Genomic DNA, 22407 nt, shown 5'->3' with positions numbered 1-22407 from the left:
CGGTTACGCCTCTTCTTTCTTCTTATTGTCTTGGACTTTGCGTTGCGCGGTTTTCAGCGCGGAAACGGCGGCGTGAGCAGCGACACCCGCCCCCACCACACCGGCAGCAGCAATCCCGATCTTGTCGGCATTGGCCTCAACCCCGAACTGCGTCAGGTCGGTCACGCGGTCATAGAAAGAGCCCTGATCCCAGAACCCGTCTTCCGAGCAGCCGATACAGCCGTGACCCGATTGGATAGGGAAGGATACGCCCTCATTCCAACGCACGGTCGAGCAGGCGTTGTAGGTGGTCGGGCCTTTGCAGCCCATCTTGTAGAGGCAGTACCCTTTGCGCGCGTTCTCGTCGTCCCAGGCTTCGACAAACTGACCCGCATCAAAGTGCGGACGGCGGTAGCATTTGTCATGAATACGCTGAGAATAGAACATCGCCGGACGGCCCTGACGATCGAGCGTCGGCAAACGGTCAAAGGTCAGCATATAGGTGATCACCCCCGTCATGACCTCGGCAATCGGCGGGCAACCCGGCACTTTGATGATCGGCTTGTCGGTGATGACCTTGTGCACTGGCGTGGCGCGGGTCGGATTGGGCTTTGCGGCCTGCACACAGCCATAGGAGGCACAGGCCCCCCAGCTGATGATCGCTTTGGCATGTTCTGCAGCATGTTTAAGCTGCTCGACAAAGGGCTTCCCGCCAATGATGCAGAACATCCCGTCTTCATTGAGCGGCGGGTTGCCCTCAACGGCGAGAATGTAATTGCCTTTGTATTTCTCGATGGTCTCTTCGAGGGCTGCTTCTGCATGATGCCCGGCGGCTGCCATGAGTGTGTCGTCGTAGTCGAGAGAAATCATCGACAGCACCACGTCCTTCGCCAGAGGGTGCGCGGAGCGGATGAAGCTTTCCGAACAACAGGTGCATTCCAACCCGTGGACCCAGATCACCGGCGTGCGCGGTTTGGTCTCCATCGCATGGGAGATTTTTGGGACGAACGCCGGGGACAGCCCCAGTGCGGCCGCTGTCAGAGAGCAGTATTTCATGAAAGACCGACGGGTGATCCCCTGTCGGCGCATGACGTCGTAAAACGTCTCGATCTGACCATTGGTTTCTGTTGTCGATGCCTCGGTCAAAGTGCGTCCTCCCTTATCGAGCGGTTGGGCCCTAAGGCCACTTGCGAATGCGATGGCTACAATGCCTCGATCCTCAGTCTCGCCGGGAGAAGCGCGTAAAACAAACAGAGCGCGACAAACTGTCGTGTCTTATTTTTACATTAGATTCAAAAAGATGACGGAGTTGAGCCCTCACAAGGCGGGAAGCGACTAACCGCAAGAACACCGAAGCGGAAAGAGTCTTACCGCCCCACCGGGAGACGCCGCGCCGCGGCGACGAGCGCCTGCCCAAAGGCCAGCCCGCCATCATTCGCGGGCACCTGTTTATGGAGAAGCACAGGGACATCCCCAAGCGCCATGAGCGTCAGATCAAGAAGCAGAGCATTCTGGAAAACACCGCCGGTCAATGCCACGGCCTCCGCCTCTCCCGCCTCGACCAAGCCGCGCGCGACCGCTACAAAACCTTGTGCAAGCCCGGCATGGAAACGCATCGCGACAGCTTCGGGACTGCCGTCAGCCTCCCGGCCGTCGAGCCATGCTTTGATCATCGCAGAAACATCCAGCTCCCCCGAAACGCAGGGCAAAGGATAGGCTTCACCAGCCTCCATCGACACGCGCTGCGCGAGTGTTTCAAGCCACATCGCCGCCTGCCCCTCGAAGCTCTGCGCCCCCTCGAAACCGGCGAGCGCGGCGAAGGCGTCAAACAACCGCCCCACACTGGAAGACAGCGACGCGTTCAATCCTCTGTCCCGCGCCATTCTCAGCATGGCGAGAGGATGCGCGCCGAAGGCTTCATCAGCGACCTCCGACATATCGGCCTGATCCAAACGCGCCACCGCATTACGCCACGGTTCTTTCGCGGCCATATCGCCGCCAATGAGCGGCGCTGGTTTGAGCCACGCTTTGCGTTCGAACCCTCGATAATCGCCGAGCAGAACCTCGCCACCCCAAACCGTTCCGTCCGGACCAAGCCCCAAACCATCGAGCACGATCCCGGCGACTTTACCTCCGTTCAGAGGCCAATCGTTCTCGCCCAAACAGGCCGCCAGATGCGCATGGTGGTGCTGTACCTCTTCCACCGGAAGGCCCTTCGTTTGCGCATGGATTGAGGCACGAAATTCCGGATGGAGATCACAGGCCACGGCCTCCGGATGATGATCGAACAGCTCTGCATAATCCGCATCCGCCTCGAGAAACGCCTCATAACACAGCGCACCGTCGAGATCGCCAAGGTGATGCCCCAAAAGCGCCTGCCCGTCCTTGATCAGGCAAAGCGCACCTTTCATCTGGCCGCCATAGGCCGCGATCTGCGGCACAGTCTCAAAGCCTTCGGGCAGCGGCAGAGTTCCCGGCACACGGCCCCGCGCACGGCGCAAGACCATCGGCCCGTGCGGCGTGATCCGCTCCACAGAGTCGTCCAACCGCCGGGCAATCGCGCGATCATGCATCAGAAAGGCATCGGCAAAACCGGAAAGCTTTTCGCGCGCTTCTGCATTGCCGATGACCTGCGGCTCCCCCGACAGATTGCCAGACGTCATCACCAAAGGCCCGCTCACCGCCGCGATCAGCAGATGGTGCAAGGGCGTGTAGGGCAGCATCCAGCCAAGCGTTGCTTGCGCCGGCGCGATCCCTTCTGGCGCAACCCCCTCCGGCTTGTCCTTTGCCGATAGCAAAACGATGGGCGCGGTCGGGTCGTTGAGCAACGCCTCTTCCTCGCCGGAGACATGGCACCAGCGCCGGATCATCTCCAGCGTGCCCATCAAGGCAAAAGGTTTCGCAGGCCGATACTTACGTTTCCGAAGCTCAGCCACCGCATCCGCGTTCAGCGCATCACACGCCAGATGAAAGCCACCCAGCCCCTTCACCGCAACGATCTTGCCCGACCGCAAAAGAGCGGCCGTTGCGGCCATCGGATCGCCCTCCACCTCCGGTTCAAGCCAAAGGCGCGGCCCGCAATCGGGACAGGCCACGGGCTGGGCATGAAAGCGGCGGTCTTCGGGGTTTTCATATTCCGCACGGCAGGCCGGACACATCTCAAATGGCGCCATGGTCGTATGGGCGCGGTCATATGGCAGCTGCTCGACGATTGTGAAACGCGGCCCGCAATGGGTGCAATTGGTAAAGGCATATCCCGCGCGGCGTTCGCTCGGGTTGAACACTTCAGCAAGGCAGGACGGGCATGTCGCGGCGTCCGGCGTGACACGCGTATGGGCCTGACCGCCTTGCGAGGCGACGATTTCGAACCGCTCCGCCGTACCGGAAATCTCAGAGCTTTCGACCGCATCGATCCGGGCCAACATCGGAAGCTCTGCCCTCAGCCGCGCCTCGAACCCGTCGGCCTGACCGAACAGCCGGATCAGAACGCCCTCAGCGTCGTTAAGCACCTCGCCGCGCAATCCCATGTCGCGCGCGAGCCGCCAGACGAAGGGCCGGAACCCAACCCCCTGAACCTGTCCGCGCACCCGGATTTCGAGGCCTTTTTCGTTTTTCGATGCCGTCACAACCGCCGCCCTCAGTGCACCGTGCAGACCATGCAGGGATCAAAAGATCGCACGATATGCTGCACCGAAATCGGCGTATCTTCTCCCGCGCGCACCGGAGCGCCTTCCAAGGCGGCCTCCACCGGCCCCGGCACACCGCGCCCGTCACGCGGCGAGAAATTCCACGTCGTCGGAGCGATGATCTGATAGGACGCAATCTGCCCGCCTTCGACACGCATCCAATGGCCCAAAGCGCCGCGCGCCGCTTCCACCATCCCAACGCCTTCGCCGTCTTTCGGCAGTTTGACGTGCCGCATGAAAGGCTCGCGCGGGTCAATGCTGCTCAAAAGGCGTTCCATCTCGATCTGGGTTCGGGCGAGTTCCAAAAGGCGGCCCACGACACGCGCCCGGACCGACCCTTCCGCCGCGAGCGCCACGGCCAAAGGATGCCCGTCGATGATCTGTCGTGCCAACGCCCCGGTTTCAAAGGTCTCCCCCGCCAAGCGCGGCGCTTTGCACCAGCTATAAGCCGCGTCGCGCATATCCTCATCCGGGTGCGTCATCCCCTGTGACGGGTGTGCATCTTGGCCGAGCATCCAGCTGTGGGAAATCTCCTCGACGATTTGTTCCGGATTGAGGTCTCCCTGCGCTCCGCCCTGCCAGATGCCGCGCTTGAACAGCGCGCCTTTTGGGCCGGGATAGGCACCGAAGGACAGATACCGCCCCGTCCCGACGCCCGAGGCCTCAAGCGCCAGATCATTGGAAATGGAAAGGAACAGGCCCGCGTCACCGCTCTCCCATGCCTTCAGATGTTCGATCTGTGCAAGCTCAATGAAATGCTCCAGAGGTGCGCCGAATACGGTTTCTTCGAGATAGGCACGGAAGGCCGCAAGGTCAGCCCCGATCCGCACCTTGTCACGCGCAGAAGGCGCACGGGTCACCCCGCCCGGCTGGATCGCCAGCGTATGGGGCCATTTTCCGCCCAAAAGCCCGACGATATGCATGAGCGCCGCACGGGCCTCCATCGCTCGTTTGAGCGCAGAGCCTTTCGCGGCTGTAAAGCGAGTCATGGCGCGGTCATGCCATGGCCGGCCCTGATAGATGGGGCGCGCGAAATCAGGCATGAAGAACAGGTTGAAATGCGTCAGATGGTCGGAGACGTTCTCCACCATATGCAAAAGCTGCGCGACTTTCGCGCCTTCCGGACTGGGCGACGCACCAGCCAGATCGACCAGCGCCTGCGCCGCCGCCATCGACTGGCTGATCGAACAGATACCACAGATGCGCGGCACGATGGTCAAGGCGTCCATCGGGGCCTTGCCCTGCATGATCCCTTCGAAACCACGAAACAGCGGCGAGTTGACATAGGCCGCGCTCACCTGCCCGTCTGCCACATCGAGACGAATTTCGAGATCGCCTTCCACGCGGTTGAAAGGGCCGACCAAAAGGGTTGTCTCGTCAGTCATTTTTTCGGCTTTTCACGGAAGGGGGAACAAGGATGCGATCGGCGACGGCGTTCTGTGCCACCCGATCCGGCGTCGCGCGTTTTGACAGAGAGGCAAGCGCCATGAACCACGCTTTCGGCATATCCGTCGGAAGCCCCACCGGGATGCCCGCAAATTTCGGCGTCTCGGTAAAGCCATGCCCCGGCTCTTCGAACTCTGGCGCGGTGCAATTGATGCAGGGATAGCCCGCCCGCGTGCAGCTTCCCTCGCCGTTCCAAAGCCTGATGTTGCAATCGCCCACCGCCTGCGTGCCGATACAGCCCAAATGCTCCATCATACAGCCCATCTGGCTCAGCTCCTCGGCGGAGGCCTTGTATTCGTAGAACTCGTTTTTGGTGCAGGCGTGATGGACCAAATTGTCGGCATAGAAGCGCGGGCGCGCATAGCTGTCTAGGTCTTCCGGCCCAAGCTCGCCCTCCGCCAGAAGCATCAAGGTTTCGGTCACCCAATCGGGATGGATCGGGCAGCCGGAGATATTGATCACCGGAAGGCCGCCACGTGCCCGAAAATCCGATGGCAGAGCCGCCCCGCTGTGCCGCCCCTCATATTGTACGCCCGTGGCATCGGACGGATTGTCACCCGCAGAGGTCACCCCGCCATAGGTCGCACAGGTTCCGACAGCGATGACATGCTCGGCCTTTTCAGCGAGTGATTGCACCCAGTCGAGCATCGAGCGCCCGGTTCCGGCCAACATATGATAGCGCCCGGTGCCTTTCGGGCCATGAATGATGGAACCTTCGATGCAGAGAATATCGAGCGTTTGCTCGCCCGCCTCGATGGCCTCCAAAAGCTTGCGCACCTCGGCACCAGAGGCCTCCGACAGAGAGGGGTGCCAGAGGAACTCAAGCCCAGCCGCCTCGAACAGATCCAGCAGATTGGGGCTTTCCGCGCACATCAAGGACATGGTGCAGCCGCCACAGCCGCCCGATTGTAGCCAGAGTATATTCAAGCCCGCCCCCCCCGCTTCAACGCGAGACGGAAACAGGCACCTTCGGCCACATCAGAGAGATAACTCAGCGAACCGCCATGTTCCTCGACGATCTTCTGCGAAATCGACAGGCCAAGCCCGGTGCCATGGCCGACCTCTTTCGTGGTGAAGAACGGATCGAAAATGGCGGCGCGCAGATCTTCGGGCACGCCCGGCCCGTTGTCACAGACCTGCATCACGGCCAGATCATCCTCATAGGACATCAGCACCTTGATTTCCGGTTGCTCCACGCCCGCCATCGCATCGGCGGCGTTCTGGACGAGATTCATGATCACCTGTTGCACATGGCCCGACCGGCCCAGCGCGAGACAGGGGCTTTCGCCCTCGACCGTGACTTTCATCTGACGTTTCAAACCGCGCTGCACCCATTGCGCCCCGATCTGTGCGGTCTGCGTCAGATCGAAAGGCGCGATCTCGCCCGAGCCTTCCGCAGACAAGCGGCGCAGGTCTTCAACAATATCGCGCACCCGCTCGGCCCCGTCCCGAGCCCCTTCGATCGCGACACGCAGGTTTTTGAGATCGCGTTCCAGCTTCAGTTCAGAACGCAGCGCCACCAGCTCTTCGCGACTGGCGCCGGATTGCACCTGATCGAAATAGGACTCGAAACGGTCCAGATATTTCTGAAGGCTGTGGGTGTTGGCGTAGACAAAGGAAATCGGGTTGTTCAGCTCATGCGCCACACCCGCAAGCAAACGCCCCAGAGAGGCGAGTTTTTCGGTGCGCACCAACTGGGTCTGGGCCTGTTTCAGCTCTTCGTGGCTGTGCTCCAGATCATGATAGGCTTGGCGCAACTCGCCCAAGGGCCGACCGGTCAGGATGAACCCGGTGACGCGCTTGCGCCGATCAAGCCGGGCGGCGACACGAAAATCGACGGGGCTCGCGCCGCTGAGCGTTTCGAGATCGACCTCAAAGGTCTTCTCCATCTTCTCGCGTGCGACCTCGGACATCGCGCCGGTCATCCGGCTACGCATGTCGCCCTCGAAAAATTCCGCCACCGGCCGCCCGATCAGATCGGCCTTCTCTGCGCCGATTGCGGCACAGAAAGACCGGCTGAGATCGGCGATGAAGCCATCCTTATCGGTCACCACGAGATAGTCAGAGATCGAGGTCATGATCGAGCTGAGAAAGGTGCGCAGGCTGGAAAGCTCCGCATTCCGGGTCTCAAGCTGCTCCTGATAATCGACCAGCTCGGCATAGGTCTTATCGACAGCGTCGAGCACATCAACCCACGCGGCGTCGTCAAATCCAGACTTGAGCCCATCACCCAGTTTTGAGGACATATTCGCCATAAAAGCCTCCGATGCCTCAGCGTGTCAGGCAGAGAACGGGGACGCAATAGGAAATGGCGTCACACGCGCATGCCCCGACCTGTAGCAGCGCCCCAGGACACGAAGGACTACGCCCCCAAAAACTGTCTGAAAGCAGGTGACGATGCGAACTCGCAGAAGATTTGCATGCATTTTTCGACATCTCCTTGACATTTCACCGCAAAAATATAGTTAGCCTGCTAACATTATTCATTAGCAAGCTAACCAACCCATGCACGACACCTCTCTGATCGACTCCCTGCTGCACGTGATGCGCACGTTGCGCCATCACTTCGACGACTGTGCCCGCGGCATGGGGCTGACGATGTCGCGCGCCCGCGTCATCACCACGCTTGCCCGGCATGACGGCCTCTCGCAACGCGAGCTGGCCACCATGCTCGACATCGAAGCGCCGACACTGAAACGGCAGCTGGATGCGCTGGAGCGCGATGGTTTCGTCATTCGCGAAGCCATTGAAGGAGACGCACGCAAGAAAGCGGTCTGCCTGACCCAGAAAGCCAAGGACAGCGAGGTGACAGAGTTTGGAAGGAAGCTGCGTTCAGAGGTTCTGCAAGGCATCTCGAATGAGGACTTGGCGCTGACAAAACGCGTGCTGGATCAAATCGCCACCAATATTGCCGAGCGAGCCAGCAAGTGAGCACCGAAACAACAGCACCCACCCCAGAGCAACCCGCGCCCCTGCCAATCGGACAGGCCTTGGCCTATATGGCCGCGGCCACGATGATCGCCGTGACACAGGGCTTGGCGCAGGGTTTTGTCTCCGCGAACATTCCCGCCTTTGCCGGGGATCTGGGCATGACGACGACAGAGGCCAGCTGGCTGATGGTTGCCTTCATGGTTCCGCGCGCTGCTTTGCCGTTGCTCCTGATCAAACTGCGCACCCAATTCGGGCTGCGGCGCTTTGCCGAGTTCAGCATCCTGTTCTACATGATCGTCGCCTTCGCTTCGCTCTGGGTCACAGATTTCCGTTCTGCGGTCATCATCCAGACGCTTTCCGGCATCGCGGCGGCGCCGCTTTCGACACTGGCATTCCTCTATATGCTGGAACCGCTCTCTCAGAACTGGAAACTGCGGCTGGGCCTGCCCGCCGCCCTGACCGCCATGATGGTCGGCACCCCGCTCTCACGCGTTATTTCCCCCATGCTGTTGGGCGATGGCGGCCTGACGCTCATGCATCTTTGCGCCTTGGGTCTCGCGATGATCGCCCTGTCGCTCGTCTATCTTCTGCCGCTGCGCCCCACTCCGCACGCAAAGGTCATCGAACCCATCGATTTCCTGAGCTGCGCGCTGATCGTCTTCGGCTTTGCCGGTGTCATGATCGGCTTTGTCATTGGCCCCATGTACAACTGGCACGACGTGACATGGCTCGGTTGGCTCTTGGCCGCAGCGGTTGCCGCACTTGCCGCGACCGCCGTCATCGAGCTGCACCGCAGCTCCCCGATCATCGATGTCCGCTGGATCGCCAGCCCCGCGATCTTGCACCTCACCATCACGCTCTTCCTGTTCCGGCTCATCTTGTCAGAACAATCCTCCACCGTGCCGCGCATGTTCCTTGCGATGGGTGTCTCGGCGCAGGAAATGATCCCGCTCTTCAAGGTGGTCTCCATCGCGACCATCATGGGCGGGCTCGCCTGTGTCGCATGGATCAAGCCGACGCGGGTTCACTGGTTTCATCTGGCCGCACTCGTTCTCATCATGATCGGCGCGTGGCTCGACAGCCAATCGACCGTGATGACACGCCCGGAACAGCTGATCCTCAGCCAAGCGCTTATCGGCTTTGCTGGCATGCTGTTCATGCCCACAGCGATGATGGCCGGTCTGATGTCCGCCCTCGCGCGTGGGCCTCAGTACATCCTGTCCTTCGTGATCATCTTCATATCGACGCAATCGCTCGGGGCCGTGGTCGGCAGTGGCTTGTTGTCCACGCTCGCAACCCTGCGCGCCAAGCTTCACTATCAAACCCTGCTCGATCAAATCACCCTGTCGGATCCGAACATCGTCGCATCCATCACGACACAGATGAAAACACTGGCCACGCAATTCCCCGACCCCGTCATGCGCAAGGCGCAGATCGTGGCGGGCATGGCCCAAGACGCCAACCAGCAAGCCACTGTCATGGCCTATGATGACGTCTATTTCGCAGTCTTCCTCATCGCCGCCTGCGCCTCTGCCGCGCTTTTGCTTCACGTCCTGCGCGACCTGATGGCGGCCCGGCATGAGGCCATAAAACTTTCCCGCAATCCGGCACAAGCCCGCACGGAACCTACAACATGAAGAAAACGCACGCACTCCCGACCGCCATTGCCGTCTCCATCGGCATCGCGGGTATCCTCCTTTTGCTCTACGCATGGCATTTGCCGCCGTTCAACTCCGCTCAGCCGACGACGGAAAACGCCTATATCCGTGGGCAGGTCACGACCATCGCCCCGCAGCTCTCCGGCTACATCAGCGCCGTTGAGGTCACGGACTATCAGGCCGTCAAAACGGGCGACGTGATCGCCCGCCTTGATGATCGCATCTATCGCCAGAAACTGGCGCAGGCCAAAGCCCAGCTCGCCTCTGCGAAAGCCGCGCTCGAAGTTGGCAAGCAAAGCGTGTCCTCGGCAGAAGCGAGCCTGCGTGCGACTGAGGCGTCCCATGACGCTGCCAAATCGGCGCTGGAGATCGCACAAACGAATTGGGATCGCATCGAAACGCTGCACACGCGCGGGGTTGCCTCTCAATCCGATCTCGACACCTCGCATCAAAGCCTGCAACAAGCGAAAGCGACCGAGACCCAAACCGCAGCTCAGATCGTCGTGCAACAAGAAGCCCTGAAATCCGCCCGCGTGGCTCTGGCGGCCGATGACGCGGACATCGCCAGTGCGAATGCGGCTGTGGCTCTCGCCGAAATCGATCTGGACAACACCGTGATCCGCGTCCGCCAAGACGGCCATCTCGGGGCCGTGTCTGCCCGCGTCGGTCAATACGTGAGCGCGGGGACGTCGCTGGTCACGGAGATCGGCAAGGACGTCTGGATCGTCGCCAACTTCAAGGAAACCGCGATCGGCGACATTCGTTTGGGCGACGACGTTTCCTTCACCGTCGATGCCCTGCATGGGAAAACCTTCCACGGTAAAGTTGACTCCTTCTCCCCGGCCACGGCCTCTGAATACAGCCTGCTGTCCGGGTCGAACGCGACCGGCAACTTCACCAAGATCGCCCAGCGTCTGCCGATCCGGATTTCCATCGATGCCGATCAGGAGATGGCCGATCATCTCACTCCGGGGCTCTCCGTCGTTGTGGAAGTCGAAACCAAAAGTCAGACCTGATCCGGCAAGCTATCCCCAAAGTGAAACGCGCGGCCCTTCTGGACCGCGCGCTTTTTCTTTCAGGTATATGAGGCCAGTGCCGCCGCAAGGTCAGGGCCTTTCAACCCCTTACCCACAAGCGCCGAGAGCAGCAAACGCGCCTTCACTGCGGAGAGGTCTCCGGCGAGCAAAGCGCCCTTCGCGACAAGCGTGACCCCGCCACTGTCCTTGCCATAGATCGCCTGCGTGCGCCCTTCATGGCAGCGAGACGCCACCACGACCGGGCACCCCGCCGCGACCAATTCTTCGGTCACATCGGCAAATCCTTTCGGCGCATTGCCGCGCCCGAATGCCGACAACACGATCCCCGTCGCGCCATGTTCGCCCGCAAGCTTCATCAGGCGCGGCGTAGAGCCAAGGCCCAGCGCGATCAATTCCACATCGGGATCGAGGGCCGGCGTTTCCAAAACCGGACGCGGATGTGCCGGGCGAGCGTAGACATAGACCCTGCCGTGATCCACCTCTCCCAACTTCCCCTGCCCCACGGACCGGAACGTATCGACGCGCGACGTATGCGCCTTCGTCACATAGCGACCACCATGAAGATCGCCTTCAAACAGGATCACCGCACCAACGCCGACAAGAGCGGCACTCGCCGCCGCACAAATCGCATCGTAGATATTGCGCGGCCCATCCGTATCGGGCTGACCGGCGTGGCGTTGTGCGCCGGTAAAGACGACGGGCTTGTCGCTCTGGACAAGCAACCACGCGAGAAACGCGCTCTCTTCCATCGTGTCGGTGCCGTGCGTGACGACAACACCGTCCACGCCATCATCCGTCAGAACCTCGTCGATCCGGCGACACAGCCGATGGATGGTCGCGAGATCAAGCGCATAGCTGCCAGCGGCTTCGAAATTCTCGACCGAGACCTCGATCCCCTCAAGAGGCTGATGTAGACTTTTGAGAAGCGTCTCCCCGCTCAACCCTGCATTCACGGCCCCGGCCGTTTTGTCAGCCGAAGAGGCAATCGTCCCGCCTGTTGCGATCAAAGCTACGTTTTTCATTGGTGTCTTTCTTGGTCTGGTTAGCTGGCACGTCAGTGGACGCGCCCTTTTGAAACGGCGAAACTGACAAGCTCTGAGCTACTCTCCATCTCTTGGACAGAATTTGGCGTAAATTAAGCTACTCTCTGCTCCTGCTGATCGGTTTGGGTTTTGTCATTTCTCAGCCAATAGACCACGGCTGGTGGCCGTCCGCCAAGGGCTGAATGTGGGGGTTGGTTGTTGTAAACGGTTATCCATTTCCGGATGCCTGCCTTTGCCTCCGAACCGGTCTTTCTTTCACGTTACACAAAAAGCAAAACGGGGCCCCGAAGAACCCCGCATCCTACGATCTGCGACAGATCACTTGTTGAAAGCACACCCGACCGGAAGGCCAAGTTTCGCGAAGATTTTCGCCGCCGGGCACCAGCCGGAGAAAGCCGACTGGAACATGTTCGCGCCGATGAAGACGGTGAACCAGAAGAACAGCGGGTGGACGAACTGGGTCAGCAGCACGCTGACGATGATCATGATGCCAGCAAAGGCAAAGACGGCGCGGTCGATAGACATGGATTTACTCCGTGATGAGATGTCTGATTTGCGACAGGATTAGCAAACCTCGACATCTTATTCAAGTTTTTGCATATAGATCAAACACCAGAGCGCACGCGAAAAGTGCCCTGCCCCGTCGCGATCAGCTCACCGGTCTCATCGACAATCGTTCCTTCGGTGAAAAACGTCTTCGCACCGCCGCCGATCCGCTTGCCGACAGCGATCAGGTGCTGGCCCTTGGGACGTGACAAGTAGTTGATATTCATCGACAAGGTCATGGTCATCTTCTTGTCTTCCGGATCGCCCGTAAACGCCCCGCAATAGCCCATCGCCGTATCGAGCATCATCGCATAATAGCCACCATGAGGAATGCCGTGGCGGTTCTTGTGGAACTCCTGCAACACGATCTCCATCTGCGCCACATCCGGCCCCCAATGGGTCATCTCCATGCCAATGTGCTGCGCCGCCACGGAGAGCGGTTCCCAGCTGGCCGGATTGCTCATGTCATAGCTCATTCGTCGATCTCCTCGATCAGCTCAGGGCCGGAGGCCCGATTGGAATTCACCGCCTTGCCGACACGATGAAAGCGCAGGCTCTCATCGGGTGCAGACTTCATCAAAAGTGCCGCGCCATGCCCCTCTTCTCCGAGCCATTTGCCCCAGTCATCAGGCTGTAAAATAACGGGAATGCGGTGATGGATGTCGGCCATACGGCCCGTCGCCTCGGTCGTGACCATCGCACAGGAGGATAGGCGTTCGCCGCCATGTTCCCAATCCTGCCAGATGCCCGCAAAGACCATGGGGCCTTCGCCGGAGGGCTGGATATACCACGGCTGTTTCTCGCCCCCTTCGGGACGGAACCATTCGTAGAACCCATCAGCGGGAATGAGGCAGCGCCGTTGACGGCAAGCCTCGCGAAAGGCGGGCTTTTCGGCAATCGTCTCTGCCCGCGCATTGATCAAAAGCGGGCCATCCGTCGGCGTCTTGTACCAGCGCGGGATGAAGCCCCAGCGCATTGGCACAAGGCGGCGTTGCCCCATATTCTCGACGTTTTCGTGGTAGATCACATGGATTTGCGTCGTCGGGCAGACATTGAAATTCGGGATGAACGGCAAATCGTTTGCGGGCGCCGCCTGAAACAGGCGCGCCATCGCATCATTGGGAAAGGAAATCGCAAACCGTCCGCACATGGCCGCAGTTTAATCGCTCACACGGCGAGGACCAGAGCCGATCTGTGCGGGTGGGTTTTGAATATTTGGACATCAGATTTTCCGACGTCAACCTCGGTGCCCTTCGCGGTTTTCATCCCACATTAAGGTTAATCAGGTTAACTTTAATGCATGGTAAAGCGCACCGGGATGGAAGGTGTGAAGGGAGGACGCGTCAGCCATGTTTGGCACGGCACTCAGCGCCAGCCCTCACCGATGCGCTTTGCGGGCCAGATCAATCTTTGCGTCCATCATAGACATCTCTTTCATGATTTCCGTGCGGCGGGTTCGGTCCCCCGTCTCACGCAGCTCGGCACGTAGTTTTTCCAATTCGCGCGATAGGGTGACAAACTCTGGCACCCCACCATTCTCACGGATCACCCGATTGAGCAGAGCGTTCTCCGGGTCGTCCTCGCGCGGTAAAGGCTTGCCAGCGCCCGCCAAATTGTCGAACTCACCATTGGCTTCGGCCTCTGCGATCTTCTGATTGATCAGGTCGATCAGCGGGTGATCCATTTAGGCCTCCTCCGCACGGGCTCGGGCGGCTTTAAACCGGGCGAGGCTCTCCTCGGACCAGACCTCTTTCGGTTTGTAAAACCCTTCGAAAACCTGCGCGCCTTCCGGCAGGACGACCCAAGGCAGTTTGCTCGTGGTGAAAATATGCACGTCCGGAACGATCTCGGCGCGCTCCTCCAGCGTCCCGTAGCGGACGAAAGCGAAAGTGTCACCCGAGCCTGCGTAATGCGACCAGAGTGCCACTTTGCAAGAAGGACACCGCGCAATGGCCTGCCCGTGCCCGGAATTCGACGGCGTCTCGACCATTTCCGGCGCGCCCTTTGTCAGTTTCACTTCCGAGGTCTCGACATAGGCGTTCAAGGCAAAGGCCGACCCGGTTTCCCGCTGACACCAAGTGCAATGACAGCAATGCACAATCATCGGCGGAGCCGTCAGTTCAAACTCAACCTCTCCGCAAGTACAGCGCCCGTGCATGAAACGTCCCTCCCCGTTCTGCCAAAAGAAAAAGCCCCCGCATGATCGCGAGGGCTTTCCCGTTTGTCTATATCGAACCGCTTATTTCATCATCGCAGTTCCGCAACTTACTTCACGGTGATGCGACCGTCGGTGTAGGGCTCGTAGGGCGCATGCTCCATCATGTATTCCGCCGTGACATCAGCCAGATCCGGCCCGAAGTCATAGACATTCTCAGCATCAAGGAACATTTTGTAGCCGTCGCCACCGTTGCGGACGTAGTTGTTGGACACGACGCCATAGACCTTTTCCAGATCAATCGGCGCACCGCCCACCATCACGTCGGAAATCCGGGAGCCCGGCTCAGCCGACGGATCAACCGTGTAGCTCATACCCGCGACCTGCGCGAAACGACCGGCCCCTTCTTCCATCTGGGACGCACCGTTTTCGAGCGCTTCGACAACCGTAGACCCCGGCACGAAGAAGGTCGAGAGCGTGTTCTGGAACGGCAGAACAGTCAGCACGGCACCCATGGTCACTTCGCCTGCGGGGATGGAAGCACGCACACCGCCACCGTTTTGGATGGCGATCTCGATGCCCTGATCTTTCACACGATCCAGCATGGCGTCGGCGATAAGATTGGCCATCGGGCATTCCACGGAGCGACAGGTGTCACGCGAGCCGTCAATATCGGCGGAGGCCTCGGCCACAACCTTGGATTTCAACTCTTCGATCGGACCAGCCAGTTCGGCCACGCGAGCCTTGATCTCTTCGTCTTCTGCAACAGACGCGTCCAGAAGGATCGTGTCGCCCGTTGCCGCCGTCACGTTGCCGTCATCGTCGAAGGTCAGCACCAGATGGCCGACATATTTGGAATAGGCATAGGCTTGCACCACCGGCACATCGCCGACCATGGTCGGATAGGCGTAGTCAGCCTCTTCGGTGTTGGAGAACAGCGTGTGGGAGTGACCGCCCACCACGACATCGAGACCGGAGACTTTCTCTGCAATCTCAAGGTCTTTCTTCACACCAACATGGGTCAGAGCGATGATCTTGCTCACGCCTTCTGCGGTCAGATCATCCACATCCTGCTGCAAGCTTTCAATCTCGTCAGAGAAAACCACCGCGTCCGAGGGGCTGGCGGTCTCGACCGTATCGGTCGCCAGAGCAGAGATCAGGCCGATCTTTTCGCCACCGACTTCGAGTACGATGTGATCGTTGAGCTTACCGGCCAGAACATTGGAGACAGAGACATTGATATTGCCGGAAATCACCGGGAACTCCGCCCCGTCCAAGAGCTTGGCCAGCCCCGGATCGCCATCGTCGAATTCGTGGTTCCCGACGGCCATGACGTCATAGCCAATCTTGTTCATCATCTCGATTTCCACGTCCCCTTTATAGGTCGTGTACATCAGAGAGCCCTGATACTCATCGCCCGCATTCAGAACGACAAAGTTTTCACCCGCAAGCTCGTCGCGCAGCTGATTGATCATGGTCGCCACTCGCGCCACACCGCCAAAGCACTCGCCAGCCTCATTGTCTTCGGCCGCACAGGTGTTGTCGTATTTCGTGATCGGTTCGATCCGGCTGTGCAGATCGTTCACATGAATGACGTGCAGCGTGTAATCAGCATGGGCCGCACCCGCCGTCAGTGCCATTACGGCGGTGGTGGAGAGAACTTTTTTGAGCATATCTTGCCCCCTGTTGAACGTAATGAATTCCAACCTGACCGGTCTTGACCATTGAGTCAAAGCCGGAAACCAGAAATTGGCTACATCCGCAACGTAACAGATTTGTAACGATGAAATGACAGGCAGATCATCCTTTTCCAACAAGACAGCCGCAAAGCACCTCTGAAGCGAGCTGCCGGGGATCGGTGTCGAGCCGCCCGGTGATCAGGCGCATCCACGCGGCGGCCATGATGGTTTCCGCCAGCACCTTGGCCTGCATTCCGGCCCTGAGCTCTCCGCGCGCAATGGACCAATCAACCACCTCAGCCAATGACACCAGACGTTCCTTGCGGTAGCGCTCCAGAGCCTCGGCGACGTCCTCATCCGATTGCGCCTCGGCAATGATCAGGCGGAACACTTCGCCCTCCGGCGTCCTCCAGAAAGCAAAGACATAGCGATAGAAACAGGCAATCGTGTCGATGAGGTTGCCCTCGTCCTGATGCCGGTGGTCGCCTTTGGCCCGCTCATAGACAGAGACCAAAAGCGCGCCACGCGAGGGCCACCATTTATAAAGTGTGGCTTTCCCGGCCCGAGCCCGGCGCGCCACCGCCTCCATCGTCAGCCCTTTGACGCCCTTTTCGCGCAGAATATCCTGCGCGGCGGTCAGGATCGCCTCTTCCGTCGCCGGGTTGCGCTTTGCCCCGATCGAGCGCCTTTGCGGCTCTGCACATTCGGCTGTGCGATCAGACACAAGCTCCCTCCTTTACATATCGGAACGCATCGTTCATATAGAGGAAACGAAACGCACCGTTCTCTTTGGAGTTAGCACATGTCCATGTCTGCCGCCACCCCGCCTAAGCGCCCCAACCGTATTCGCCTCAGCTTTTTCGTCTTTCTCGGCGTCTACCCGTTGGTCACAGCCCTGATCTATGCACTCGCCCCGTTCACCCAAGACTGGCAAGTGTGGCAACGTAACCTCGTCATGGTGCCGATGATCGTCCTCTCGATGGTCTTCATCATCATTCCGCGCATCCACAGACATTGCCATCGGTGGCTCTGAACCACCGCAAAGACATAAAGTCTCATTGACCAAAGCCCCGGGCGCTGGCATCTGGAAGCCATGCTGATTTACAAAATCTTCCGCGCCCCTGAATGGGCTGTTCTGCAAACCAACGGCGAGACCCTCGGTGCCCCCGTCGATCTCGCCGATGGCTATGTCCATTTCTCCACTGCCGCGCAGGTCAAAGAGACCGCCGCCAAGTGGTTCGCGGGCGAAGAAAACCTCTTCCTTCTGGCCTTAGAGAGCGACAGTCTGGCACCGCATCTCAAATGGGAGCCCTCCCGCGGCGGCGCACTTTTCCCGCATCTCTACCGCGCGCTGAAACGCGACGACATCCTCTGGGCCAAGTCCTTGCCGCTTGCCCCGGACCCCTCTCCTGACAGCCATATTTTCCCGGAGGACCTCTGAATGTCCCTATTCGAACAGTTCGGCATGGTCATGCTGCGCCGCCTCGACCCGGAGACATCGCACAAGCTGGCCCTGACCGCCTTGCGTGCGGGGCTTGCGCCCCTGCCCGGCCCTGTCACCTCCTCGCGTCTGGAAACGACCTTTGCGGGCATGAAAATGCCCAACCCGGTCGGCCTTGCGGCGGGGTTCGACAAGAATGCCGAAGCCATCCCACAGCTCTCGCGCGCGGGCTTCGGCTTCATTGAACTGGGCGCCGCCACGCCGCGCCCGCAACCCGGCAATCCGAAACCGCGCCTGTTCCGCCTGACCGAAGACAAAGCCGTGATCAACCGCTTCGGTTTCAACAATGACGGCATGGAAGAGATCACCAACCGTCTCGCCCGCTGCCGCCATTCCCATCACCGCACTGAAATTCCCGTTGGCCTCAATCTGGGTGCCAACAAGGACAGCGACGACCGCGCTGCCGATTTCGCCAAAGTCCTGAGCCATTGCGGCAATTTCATCGACTTCGCGACGGTGAACGTCTCCAGCCCGAACACGGAAAAACTCCGCGACCTGCAAGGGCCGGAAGCGCTCGAAGCCTTGCTGGCGGGCGTCATGGATGCCCGAAAGGCCCTGTCTCACAACGTGGCCGTTCTGCTGAAAATCGCACCGGACCTCGACCGCACCGAGCTGTCGGAGATCGCCGAGGTGGCCCGCAAATCCGGCATCGACGGGGTGATCGCCACGAACACCACCCTGTCTCGCGATGGATTGAAATCCTCTCACAAAACCGAGGCGGGCGGCCTGTCCGGACGACCGTTGTTCGAAAAATCCACCCGCGTGCTCGCGCAACTGTCGCGCGATTTGGGCGGGGACGTGCCGCTCATCGGCGTGGGCGGCATCAGCTCTGCGCTTGATGCCTACACCAAAATCCGCGCTGGCGCGTCGCTCGTGCAAGTGTATTCCGCGATGGTCTATCACGGGCTGTCACTGGCCCCGCGCATCGCGCGCGGTCTGGACGAGCTTTTGAAAAAAGACGGCTTCGACAACGTCAGCGAAGCGGTGGGCACACAGCGCGATCCGTGGCTTTAACGCCCCGGATCACAGCACTGCGCGCTCCAAACCCGGATATTTCCAGAACAGCGTAACACCACGCGCGATGTAGCTGATGATCAGCGCTGCCCAGAGGCCGTGATTGCCGAACATCGGGATCAAAACCGCCACGGCCAGCAGATAGGCCAGCAGCGAGAGCACCATCATGTTGCGCATATCGCGCGTGCGTGTCGCGCCGATGAAAATCCCGTCAAGCATCCATGCCGCCAAACCGAGGATCGGCGCGGCAACCATCCAAGGCAGATAGCTGCGGGCTTCGATCCGGACGTCAGTTGCCGTCGTCATCAAATCGATGATCGCGCCGCCGAACAGAGCAAACCCAAGCGCCAAAAGACCGGACGCCAAAAGCCCCCAGAAGGACGCCAAAAGCGCCCCCCGACGCAGCGCAGCGCGGGAGCGTGCGCCCATGGCGTGACCAACGATCGCTTCTGCGGCGAAGGCGAAACCGTCGAGCGCATAGGCGGTGATCTCGATGAACTGCATCAGGATTTGGTTCGAGGCCAAGGTCAGATTGCCGAACCCCGCCCCGAAAAACGTAAAGCTCACCATGACCGCCAGAAGCAACACAGAGCGCATCATGATGTCCGTGTTCACCTGAAGCATGTGCAGCAGACGCGCGCGGTCAAACACCCGCGCCCAATCACGCCAGACCGCGTTGGCGAAGGCATCCCGGCACAGCCACAGCCCGAAGAGCGCACCCGTGACTTCGGCGCAGACCGTGGCAATCGCAACGCCTTCAACGCCCCAACCAAGTCCGAGAACGAACCAAAGATCGAGCCCGATGTTGAGACCGTTCATCCAAAGTTGCAGCAACAGAACGCCGCGCGTGCGTTCTTGGGCAATCAACCAGCCGGTCAGCCCATAGATCGCAATGGCGAAGGGCGCGGACCAGATACGGATCGAGATGTAACTGCGGGCAAGGGTTTCGACTTCGGGCGTGGCGGGCGAGAGTTGAAAGGCCAGCCAAAGGACCGGCACCTGAAGCAGGATCAACGCCAAACCACCCGCGAAGGCGATCATCAAAGCCCGCGTCAAAAGGGCTGCGACCTCGCCCGGTTGCCCGGCCCCACGCGCCTGCGAGACAAGCCCGGTGGTGCCCATCCGCAGAAAGCCGAAAATCCAGTAGATTGAGGCAAGGATAATCGCACCGATGCCCACCGCGCCAATCGGCGCCGCCTCCCCCATCTGGCCAACAACGCCGGTATCCACCGCGCCGAGGATCGGAACGGTCGCGTTGGAGAGCACGATGGGAATGGCGATTTGGAGCACCCGCCGGTGGCTCAACTCAATCGGCGCATCAGTCATTTCAAGCGTCTTTCAGCCCATCGGGCATCAGAAAATGCCCCAAGGCCTGCACAGTCGGACGGACGCGATTATCTTGCCAAGCTTCGACCTGAACGGAGGCATAGCGCCGTCCGGCACGGGTGATCTCGGCACGGGCATAGGCATCACGCGGCAACCCCGAGCGCAAATAGTCTACGGTGAGATCAATGGTTTTCGGCAGTTTCGGCAGGACATCGACCGTCGTGCCCCCTTCGATCTGGGGCCAGACCATCGACCAGCTCAGCGAAATCAACGCTGTGACCTCAAGGAAGGCGGCCAGAGCCCCGCCGTGCAGTGCTGGCAGCATCGGATTGCCGATCAGATCGGGACGATAGGGCATGACTGCGGTCAATTCATCGCCACGGCGTTCGAACTGAAACCCCATGAAGGAAATATAGGGCACGCGGGAGACAAGCTCGGCCAGCGCGGCATCACGGCGTTCTTTGACGACCTGAACGGGTTCGGGCTTGGGACGGCTCATGATTTGCCCCTTTCGACGGTAAACGCGCCGGTGGCTGCGGCGACGGGGACGTCGGACGTTCCGTCATTGGCAGACACTCGCACGAAGGCGACGGCGCGCGTGACATGGTAACAGATCGCATGGGCCACAATGGTCGCGCCGGGCTTCGCCGCCCGCATATAATCGATCCGCAGGTCAAGCGTTGCAGTGGCAAAGCCCGCTTTCGGATGGCTCATAACGGACGCCCCGGCACAGGTATCCATCAGCGCGGAAATCGCGCCGCCATGAATGACTCCTGTTTCGGGATCGCCGACCAGCTTTTCGGCATAAGGCATGAGGATTTCAGCCTCCCCTTCGCCAATCGTTTCGAGCGACATGCCCAAAGCGGTGCAATGCGGCAGGCTCTCGATAAATTGGCGTGCTATTTTGGTGCGCGCGTCATCCATGACGAAAAATGTGACCTTTTGGACAAGTTGGCCCAATAATGTGAGATGACGGGAGGGCCGCAAGGGTAAAACGAAAGCGGCTTCAACAATTCCAGACCTAACGTCGCGACAGGTTCGCCCTCACTAAGATGCTTTTACGCCCCCCTGGTCACCGAAGACCTCGGACCGACAGCCCTTGATCCAACGCCACACGGTTGACTATGATTTGCGCGAGGATTTGATTTGAGTTGCGAAACTGAACTCTTCAGTTTAGATGCGACGTGAGGAGAAAGAAGCCATGTCTGACGGACGTCTCACGTTCAAAGAAATGTGCGCGCAGTTCGATGTGACCCCGCGCACCCTACGATATTACGAATATATCGAGCTGCTGGCCCCTGAAAAGGAAGGCCGCTCCCGGTTCTATACGCCGCGTGAAGTGGCGCGGATGACGCTAATTTTGCGGGGCCGCAAATACGGCTTTTCTCTTGAAGAGATTCGTCAGTGGCTCCTGATGTACGAAGAAAAGGGCACGCAGGCCCAGGCTCAGGCTTTCCTTGAGCTTGCCGACCGACAGTTGCTCGCTCTCGAAGAGCAGAAACGCGAGCTTGAGAAAGCGATTGGCGAGCTGAAGGAATTGCGTGCGGAGACTGCGACGGGCACCCAAACGGTTCGCCTGCCCTAAGCTTGGCGCGAGCTTCGCGACGTGGCGTTCTTTTGCTAAGCGCCAGCCCGGCTCAAGCACGCACAGCCCCTGCAACGCACCTTCTCTGTGGAGGAGCGATGGCGGCGACAAAACCATTCAAAGCGCTTTGGCGTCAATTTTTAAAGCTTTATGAGCAAAATGACACGGACCATCACCAAACCGTTTGCATTGCAAAATATGAATGAATAATTTTATTCTTACTCGAACAGGACAACACCCGATGTTGCCTTGTGAAATGACGCCACGTTTCGAATGAAGCGGTGCCAGAAATACGATTAGGGTGAGGCCGAAGGCAAACTTCGCGCCTCGAACAGGACGGCAGGGCCGAACGATATTTTCGTCGGCCAGCAACCTAAAAGACGAGAACCGGAGTTAGGCCGACGTGACGACCAAAGAGGTGATGACCATTCGCGAAATGTGCGATGCGTATGATGTGACGCCCCGCACGCTGCGTTTTTACGAAGCCAAGGAACTGCTGTTCCCGATCCGAGAGGGTCAGAAACGGCTTTTCACCAAACGGGACCGGGCGCGACTCACGCTGATCCTGCGCGGTAAGAAATTCGGGTTTTCTCTGGAAGAGATACGGCAGCTGCTAGATCTCTATTCAGAGACCGACCACGGCGAAACGCAAATGCGTGAGACGCTCAAAGCGTATCACGAGAAACTCGCGGAGATGGAAGCGCAGAAACAGGCGCTGATCGCGGTGATGACCGATCTGGAGGATGAAATCGGGTTTGTCGAAGGACAGATCGCAGGATTGAAGCGCGAGGGGTGAGCGATCACTCCCGCGCCAAGCGAAG

The 22407-nt window shown here is 59.7% G+C and carries 24 protein-coding genes and 1 pseudogene; 8 read left to right on the top strand and 17 right to left on the bottom strand.

Annotation, left to right across the window (positions count from 1 at the left end):
• Positions 1-3 precede the first annotated feature (3 nt).
• The 5 genes from ACYBHZ_RS09600 to ACYBHZ_RS09580 all read right to left on the bottom strand — a co-directional run bounded on the left by ACYBHZ_RS09600 (position 4) and on the right by ACYBHZ_RS09580 (position 7366).
• Positions 4-1125: a hydrogenase small subunit gene (locus tag ACYBHZ_RS09600; RefSeq protein WP_460274048.1), complete on the bottom strand. Its 1122-nt coding sequence runs from the start codon at positions 1123-1125 to the stop codon at positions 4-6.
• 221 nt (positions 1126-1346) lie between these two features.
• Positions 1347-3605 carry a carbamoyltransferase HypF gene (hypF, locus tag ACYBHZ_RS09595; protein WP_460274047.1) on the bottom strand — a complete coding sequence of 753 codons (2259 nt, stop codon included), beginning with the start codon at positions 3603-3605 and terminating at the stop codon, positions 1347-1349.
• Between the two features lie 11 nt (positions 3606-3616).
• Positions 3617-5050 (bottom strand): nickel-dependent hydrogenase large subunit, encoded by a 1434-nt coding sequence (locus ACYBHZ_RS09590; protein ID WP_460274046.1) that lies wholly within the window; start codon positions 5048-5050, stop codon positions 3617-3619.
• Complete coding sequence (locus ACYBHZ_RS09585; protein WP_460274045.1) at positions 5043-6038, bottom strand: NADH-quinone oxidoreductase subunit B family protein; 996 nt, start codon at positions 6036-6038, stop codon at positions 5043-5045. Before ACYBHZ_RS09585 ends, ACYBHZ_RS09590 begins: the two co-directional genes overlap by 8 nt.
• The gene (locus tag ACYBHZ_RS09580) at positions 6035-7366 is read right to left on the bottom strand and encodes a PAS domain-containing sensor histidine kinase (RefSeq protein ID WP_460274044.1); all 1332 of its coding nucleotides are present in this window, start codon (positions 7364-7366) and stop codon (positions 6035-6037) included. Before ACYBHZ_RS09580 ends, ACYBHZ_RS09585 begins: the two co-directional genes overlap by 4 nt.
• Before the next feature lie 250 nt (positions 7367-7616).
• Here ACYBHZ_RS09580 and ACYBHZ_RS09575 point away from each other — a divergent pair, with 250 nt between their 5' ends.
• Genes ACYBHZ_RS09575 through ACYBHZ_RS09565 form a run of 3 tightly spaced genes read left to right on the top strand, consistent with a single transcriptional unit; the run spans position 7617 to position 10716 of the window.
• Positions 7617-8042, top strand: coding sequence for a MarR family winged helix-turn-helix transcriptional regulator (locus ACYBHZ_RS09575; RefSeq protein WP_460274043.1), 426 nt, complete (start codon positions 7617-7619; stop codon positions 8040-8042).
• On the top strand, positions 8039-9679 hold the full coding sequence (locus ACYBHZ_RS09570) for an efflux MFS transporter permease (protein WP_460274042.1): 1641 nt from the start codon (positions 8039-8041) through the stop codon (positions 9677-9679). The genes ACYBHZ_RS09575 and ACYBHZ_RS09570 overlap by 4 nt, the downstream gene beginning before the upstream one ends.
• Positions 9676-10716 carry an HlyD family secretion protein gene (locus ACYBHZ_RS09565; RefSeq protein ID WP_460274041.1) on the top strand — a complete coding sequence of 347 codons (1041 nt, stop codon included), beginning with the start codon at positions 9676-9678 and terminating at the stop codon, positions 10714-10716. The genes ACYBHZ_RS09570 and ACYBHZ_RS09565 overlap by 4 nt, the downstream gene beginning before the upstream one ends.
• A 59-nt stretch (positions 10717-10775) precedes the next feature.
• Here ACYBHZ_RS09565 and ACYBHZ_RS09560 read toward each other — a convergent pair whose 3' ends face one another.
• The 9 genes and pseudogenes from ACYBHZ_RS09560 to ACYBHZ_RS09520 form a co-directional block, all read right to left on the bottom strand.
• The gene (locus tag ACYBHZ_RS09560; RefSeq protein WP_460274040.1) at positions 10776-11759 is read right to left on the bottom strand and encodes an asparaginase; all 984 of its coding nucleotides are present in this window, start codon (positions 11757-11759) and stop codon (positions 10776-10778) included.
• Between the two features lie 113 nt (positions 11760-11872).
• Positions 11873-12031, bottom strand: a pseudogene (locus ACYBHZ_RS09555) (integrase core domain-containing protein); the annotation flags it as partial.
• Between the two features lie 67 nt (positions 12032-12098).
• Positions 12099-12305 (bottom strand): YgaP family membrane protein, encoded by a 207-nt coding sequence (locus tag ACYBHZ_RS09550; RefSeq protein WP_460274039.1) that lies wholly within the window; start codon positions 12303-12305, stop codon positions 12099-12101.
• Positions 12306-12385: 80 nt separating this feature from the next.
• On the bottom strand, positions 12386-12802 hold the full coding sequence (locus tag ACYBHZ_RS09545) for a PaaI family thioesterase (RefSeq protein ID WP_460274038.1): 417 nt from the start codon (positions 12800-12802) through the stop codon (positions 12386-12388).
• Positions 12799-13476, bottom strand: a complete 678-nt coding sequence (locus tag ACYBHZ_RS09540) for an SOS response-associated peptidase (protein WP_460274037.1) — start codon at positions 13474-13476, stop codon at positions 12799-12801. The genes ACYBHZ_RS09545 and ACYBHZ_RS09540 overlap by 4 nt, the downstream gene beginning before the upstream one ends.
• 228 nt (positions 13477-13704) lie before the next feature.
• Complete coding sequence (locus tag ACYBHZ_RS09535) at positions 13705-14010, bottom strand: DnaJ family domain-containing protein (protein ID WP_460274036.1); 306 nt, start codon at positions 14008-14010, stop codon at positions 13705-13707.
• Complete coding sequence (locus tag ACYBHZ_RS09530; protein ID WP_460274035.1) at positions 14011-14484, bottom strand: GFA family protein; 474 nt, start codon at positions 14482-14484, stop codon at positions 14011-14013.
• A gap of 107 nt (positions 14485-14591) precedes the next feature.
• The gene (locus ACYBHZ_RS09525) at positions 14592-16154 is read right to left on the bottom strand and encodes a bifunctional metallophosphatase/5'-nucleotidase (RefSeq protein ID WP_460274034.1); all 1563 of its coding nucleotides are present in this window, start codon (positions 16152-16154) and stop codon (positions 14592-14594) included.
• A 127-nt stretch (positions 16155-16281) separates the two neighbouring features.
• Positions 16282-16884, bottom strand: a complete 603-nt coding sequence (locus ACYBHZ_RS09520) for a TetR/AcrR family transcriptional regulator (RefSeq protein WP_460274033.1) — start codon at positions 16882-16884, stop codon at positions 16282-16284.
• A gap of 78 nt (positions 16885-16962) precedes the next feature.
• Here ACYBHZ_RS09520 and ACYBHZ_RS09515 point away from each other — a divergent pair, with 78 nt between their 5' ends.
• From ACYBHZ_RS09515 to ACYBHZ_RS09505, 3 genes are read left to right on the top strand one after another with little or no spacing between them, the layout of a single operon-like run.
• Entirely contained in the window at positions 16963-17193 is a 231-nt protein-coding gene (locus tag ACYBHZ_RS09515) for a hypothetical protein (RefSeq protein WP_460274032.1), read from the top strand.
• Positions 17194-17253: 60 nt separating this feature from the next.
• Positions 17254-17601 carry a DUF952 domain-containing protein gene (locus ACYBHZ_RS09510; protein WP_460274031.1) on the top strand — a complete coding sequence of 116 codons (348 nt, stop codon included), beginning with the start codon at positions 17254-17256 and terminating at the stop codon, positions 17599-17601.
• Positions 17602-18675 carry a quinone-dependent dihydroorotate dehydrogenase gene (locus ACYBHZ_RS09505; RefSeq protein ID WP_460274030.1) on the top strand — a complete coding sequence of 358 codons (1074 nt, stop codon included), beginning with the start codon at positions 17602-17604 and terminating at the stop codon, positions 18673-18675.
• Between the two features lie 9 nt (positions 18676-18684).
• Here ACYBHZ_RS09505 and ACYBHZ_RS09500 read toward each other — a convergent pair whose 3' ends face one another.
• From ACYBHZ_RS09500 to ACYBHZ_RS09490, 3 genes are read right to left on the bottom strand one after another with little or no spacing between them, the layout of a single operon-like run.
• Entirely contained in the window at positions 18685-20001 is a 1317-nt protein-coding gene (locus ACYBHZ_RS09500; RefSeq protein WP_460274029.1) for an MATE family efflux transporter, read from the bottom strand.
• A 1-nt stretch (position 20002) separates the two neighbouring features.
• The gene (locus ACYBHZ_RS09495; RefSeq protein ID WP_460274028.1) at positions 20003-20500 is read right to left on the bottom strand and encodes a PaaI family thioesterase; all 498 of its coding nucleotides are present in this window, start codon (positions 20498-20500) and stop codon (positions 20003-20005) included.
• Positions 20497-20925 carry a PaaI family thioesterase gene (locus ACYBHZ_RS09490; RefSeq protein ID WP_460274027.1) on the bottom strand — a complete coding sequence of 143 codons (429 nt, stop codon included), beginning with the start codon at positions 20923-20925 and terminating at the stop codon, positions 20497-20499. The genes ACYBHZ_RS09495 and ACYBHZ_RS09490 overlap by 4 nt, the downstream gene beginning before the upstream one ends.
• Before the next feature lie 277 nt (positions 20926-21202).
• On the opposite strand from ACYBHZ_RS09490, the gene ACYBHZ_RS09485 reads away from it, so the two are divergent.
• Both ACYBHZ_RS09485 and ACYBHZ_RS09480 read left to right on the top strand, forming a co-directional pair.
• Positions 21203-21586, top strand: coding sequence for a MerR family transcriptional regulator (locus ACYBHZ_RS09485; protein ID WP_460274026.1), 384 nt, complete (start codon positions 21203-21205; stop codon positions 21584-21586).
• A 421-nt stretch (positions 21587-22007) separates the two neighbouring features.
• Positions 22008-22382, top strand: a complete 375-nt coding sequence (locus ACYBHZ_RS09480) for a MerR family transcriptional regulator (RefSeq protein ID WP_460274266.1) — start codon at positions 22008-22010, stop codon at positions 22380-22382.
• Positions 22383-22407: the final 25 nt, after the last annotated feature.

The organism is Celeribacter sp. ULVN23_4 (assembly GCF_054788345.1).
The sequence above is the reverse complement of the archived record's forward strand: the minus strand, read 5'-3'. Positions and strand labels throughout refer to the sequence as shown.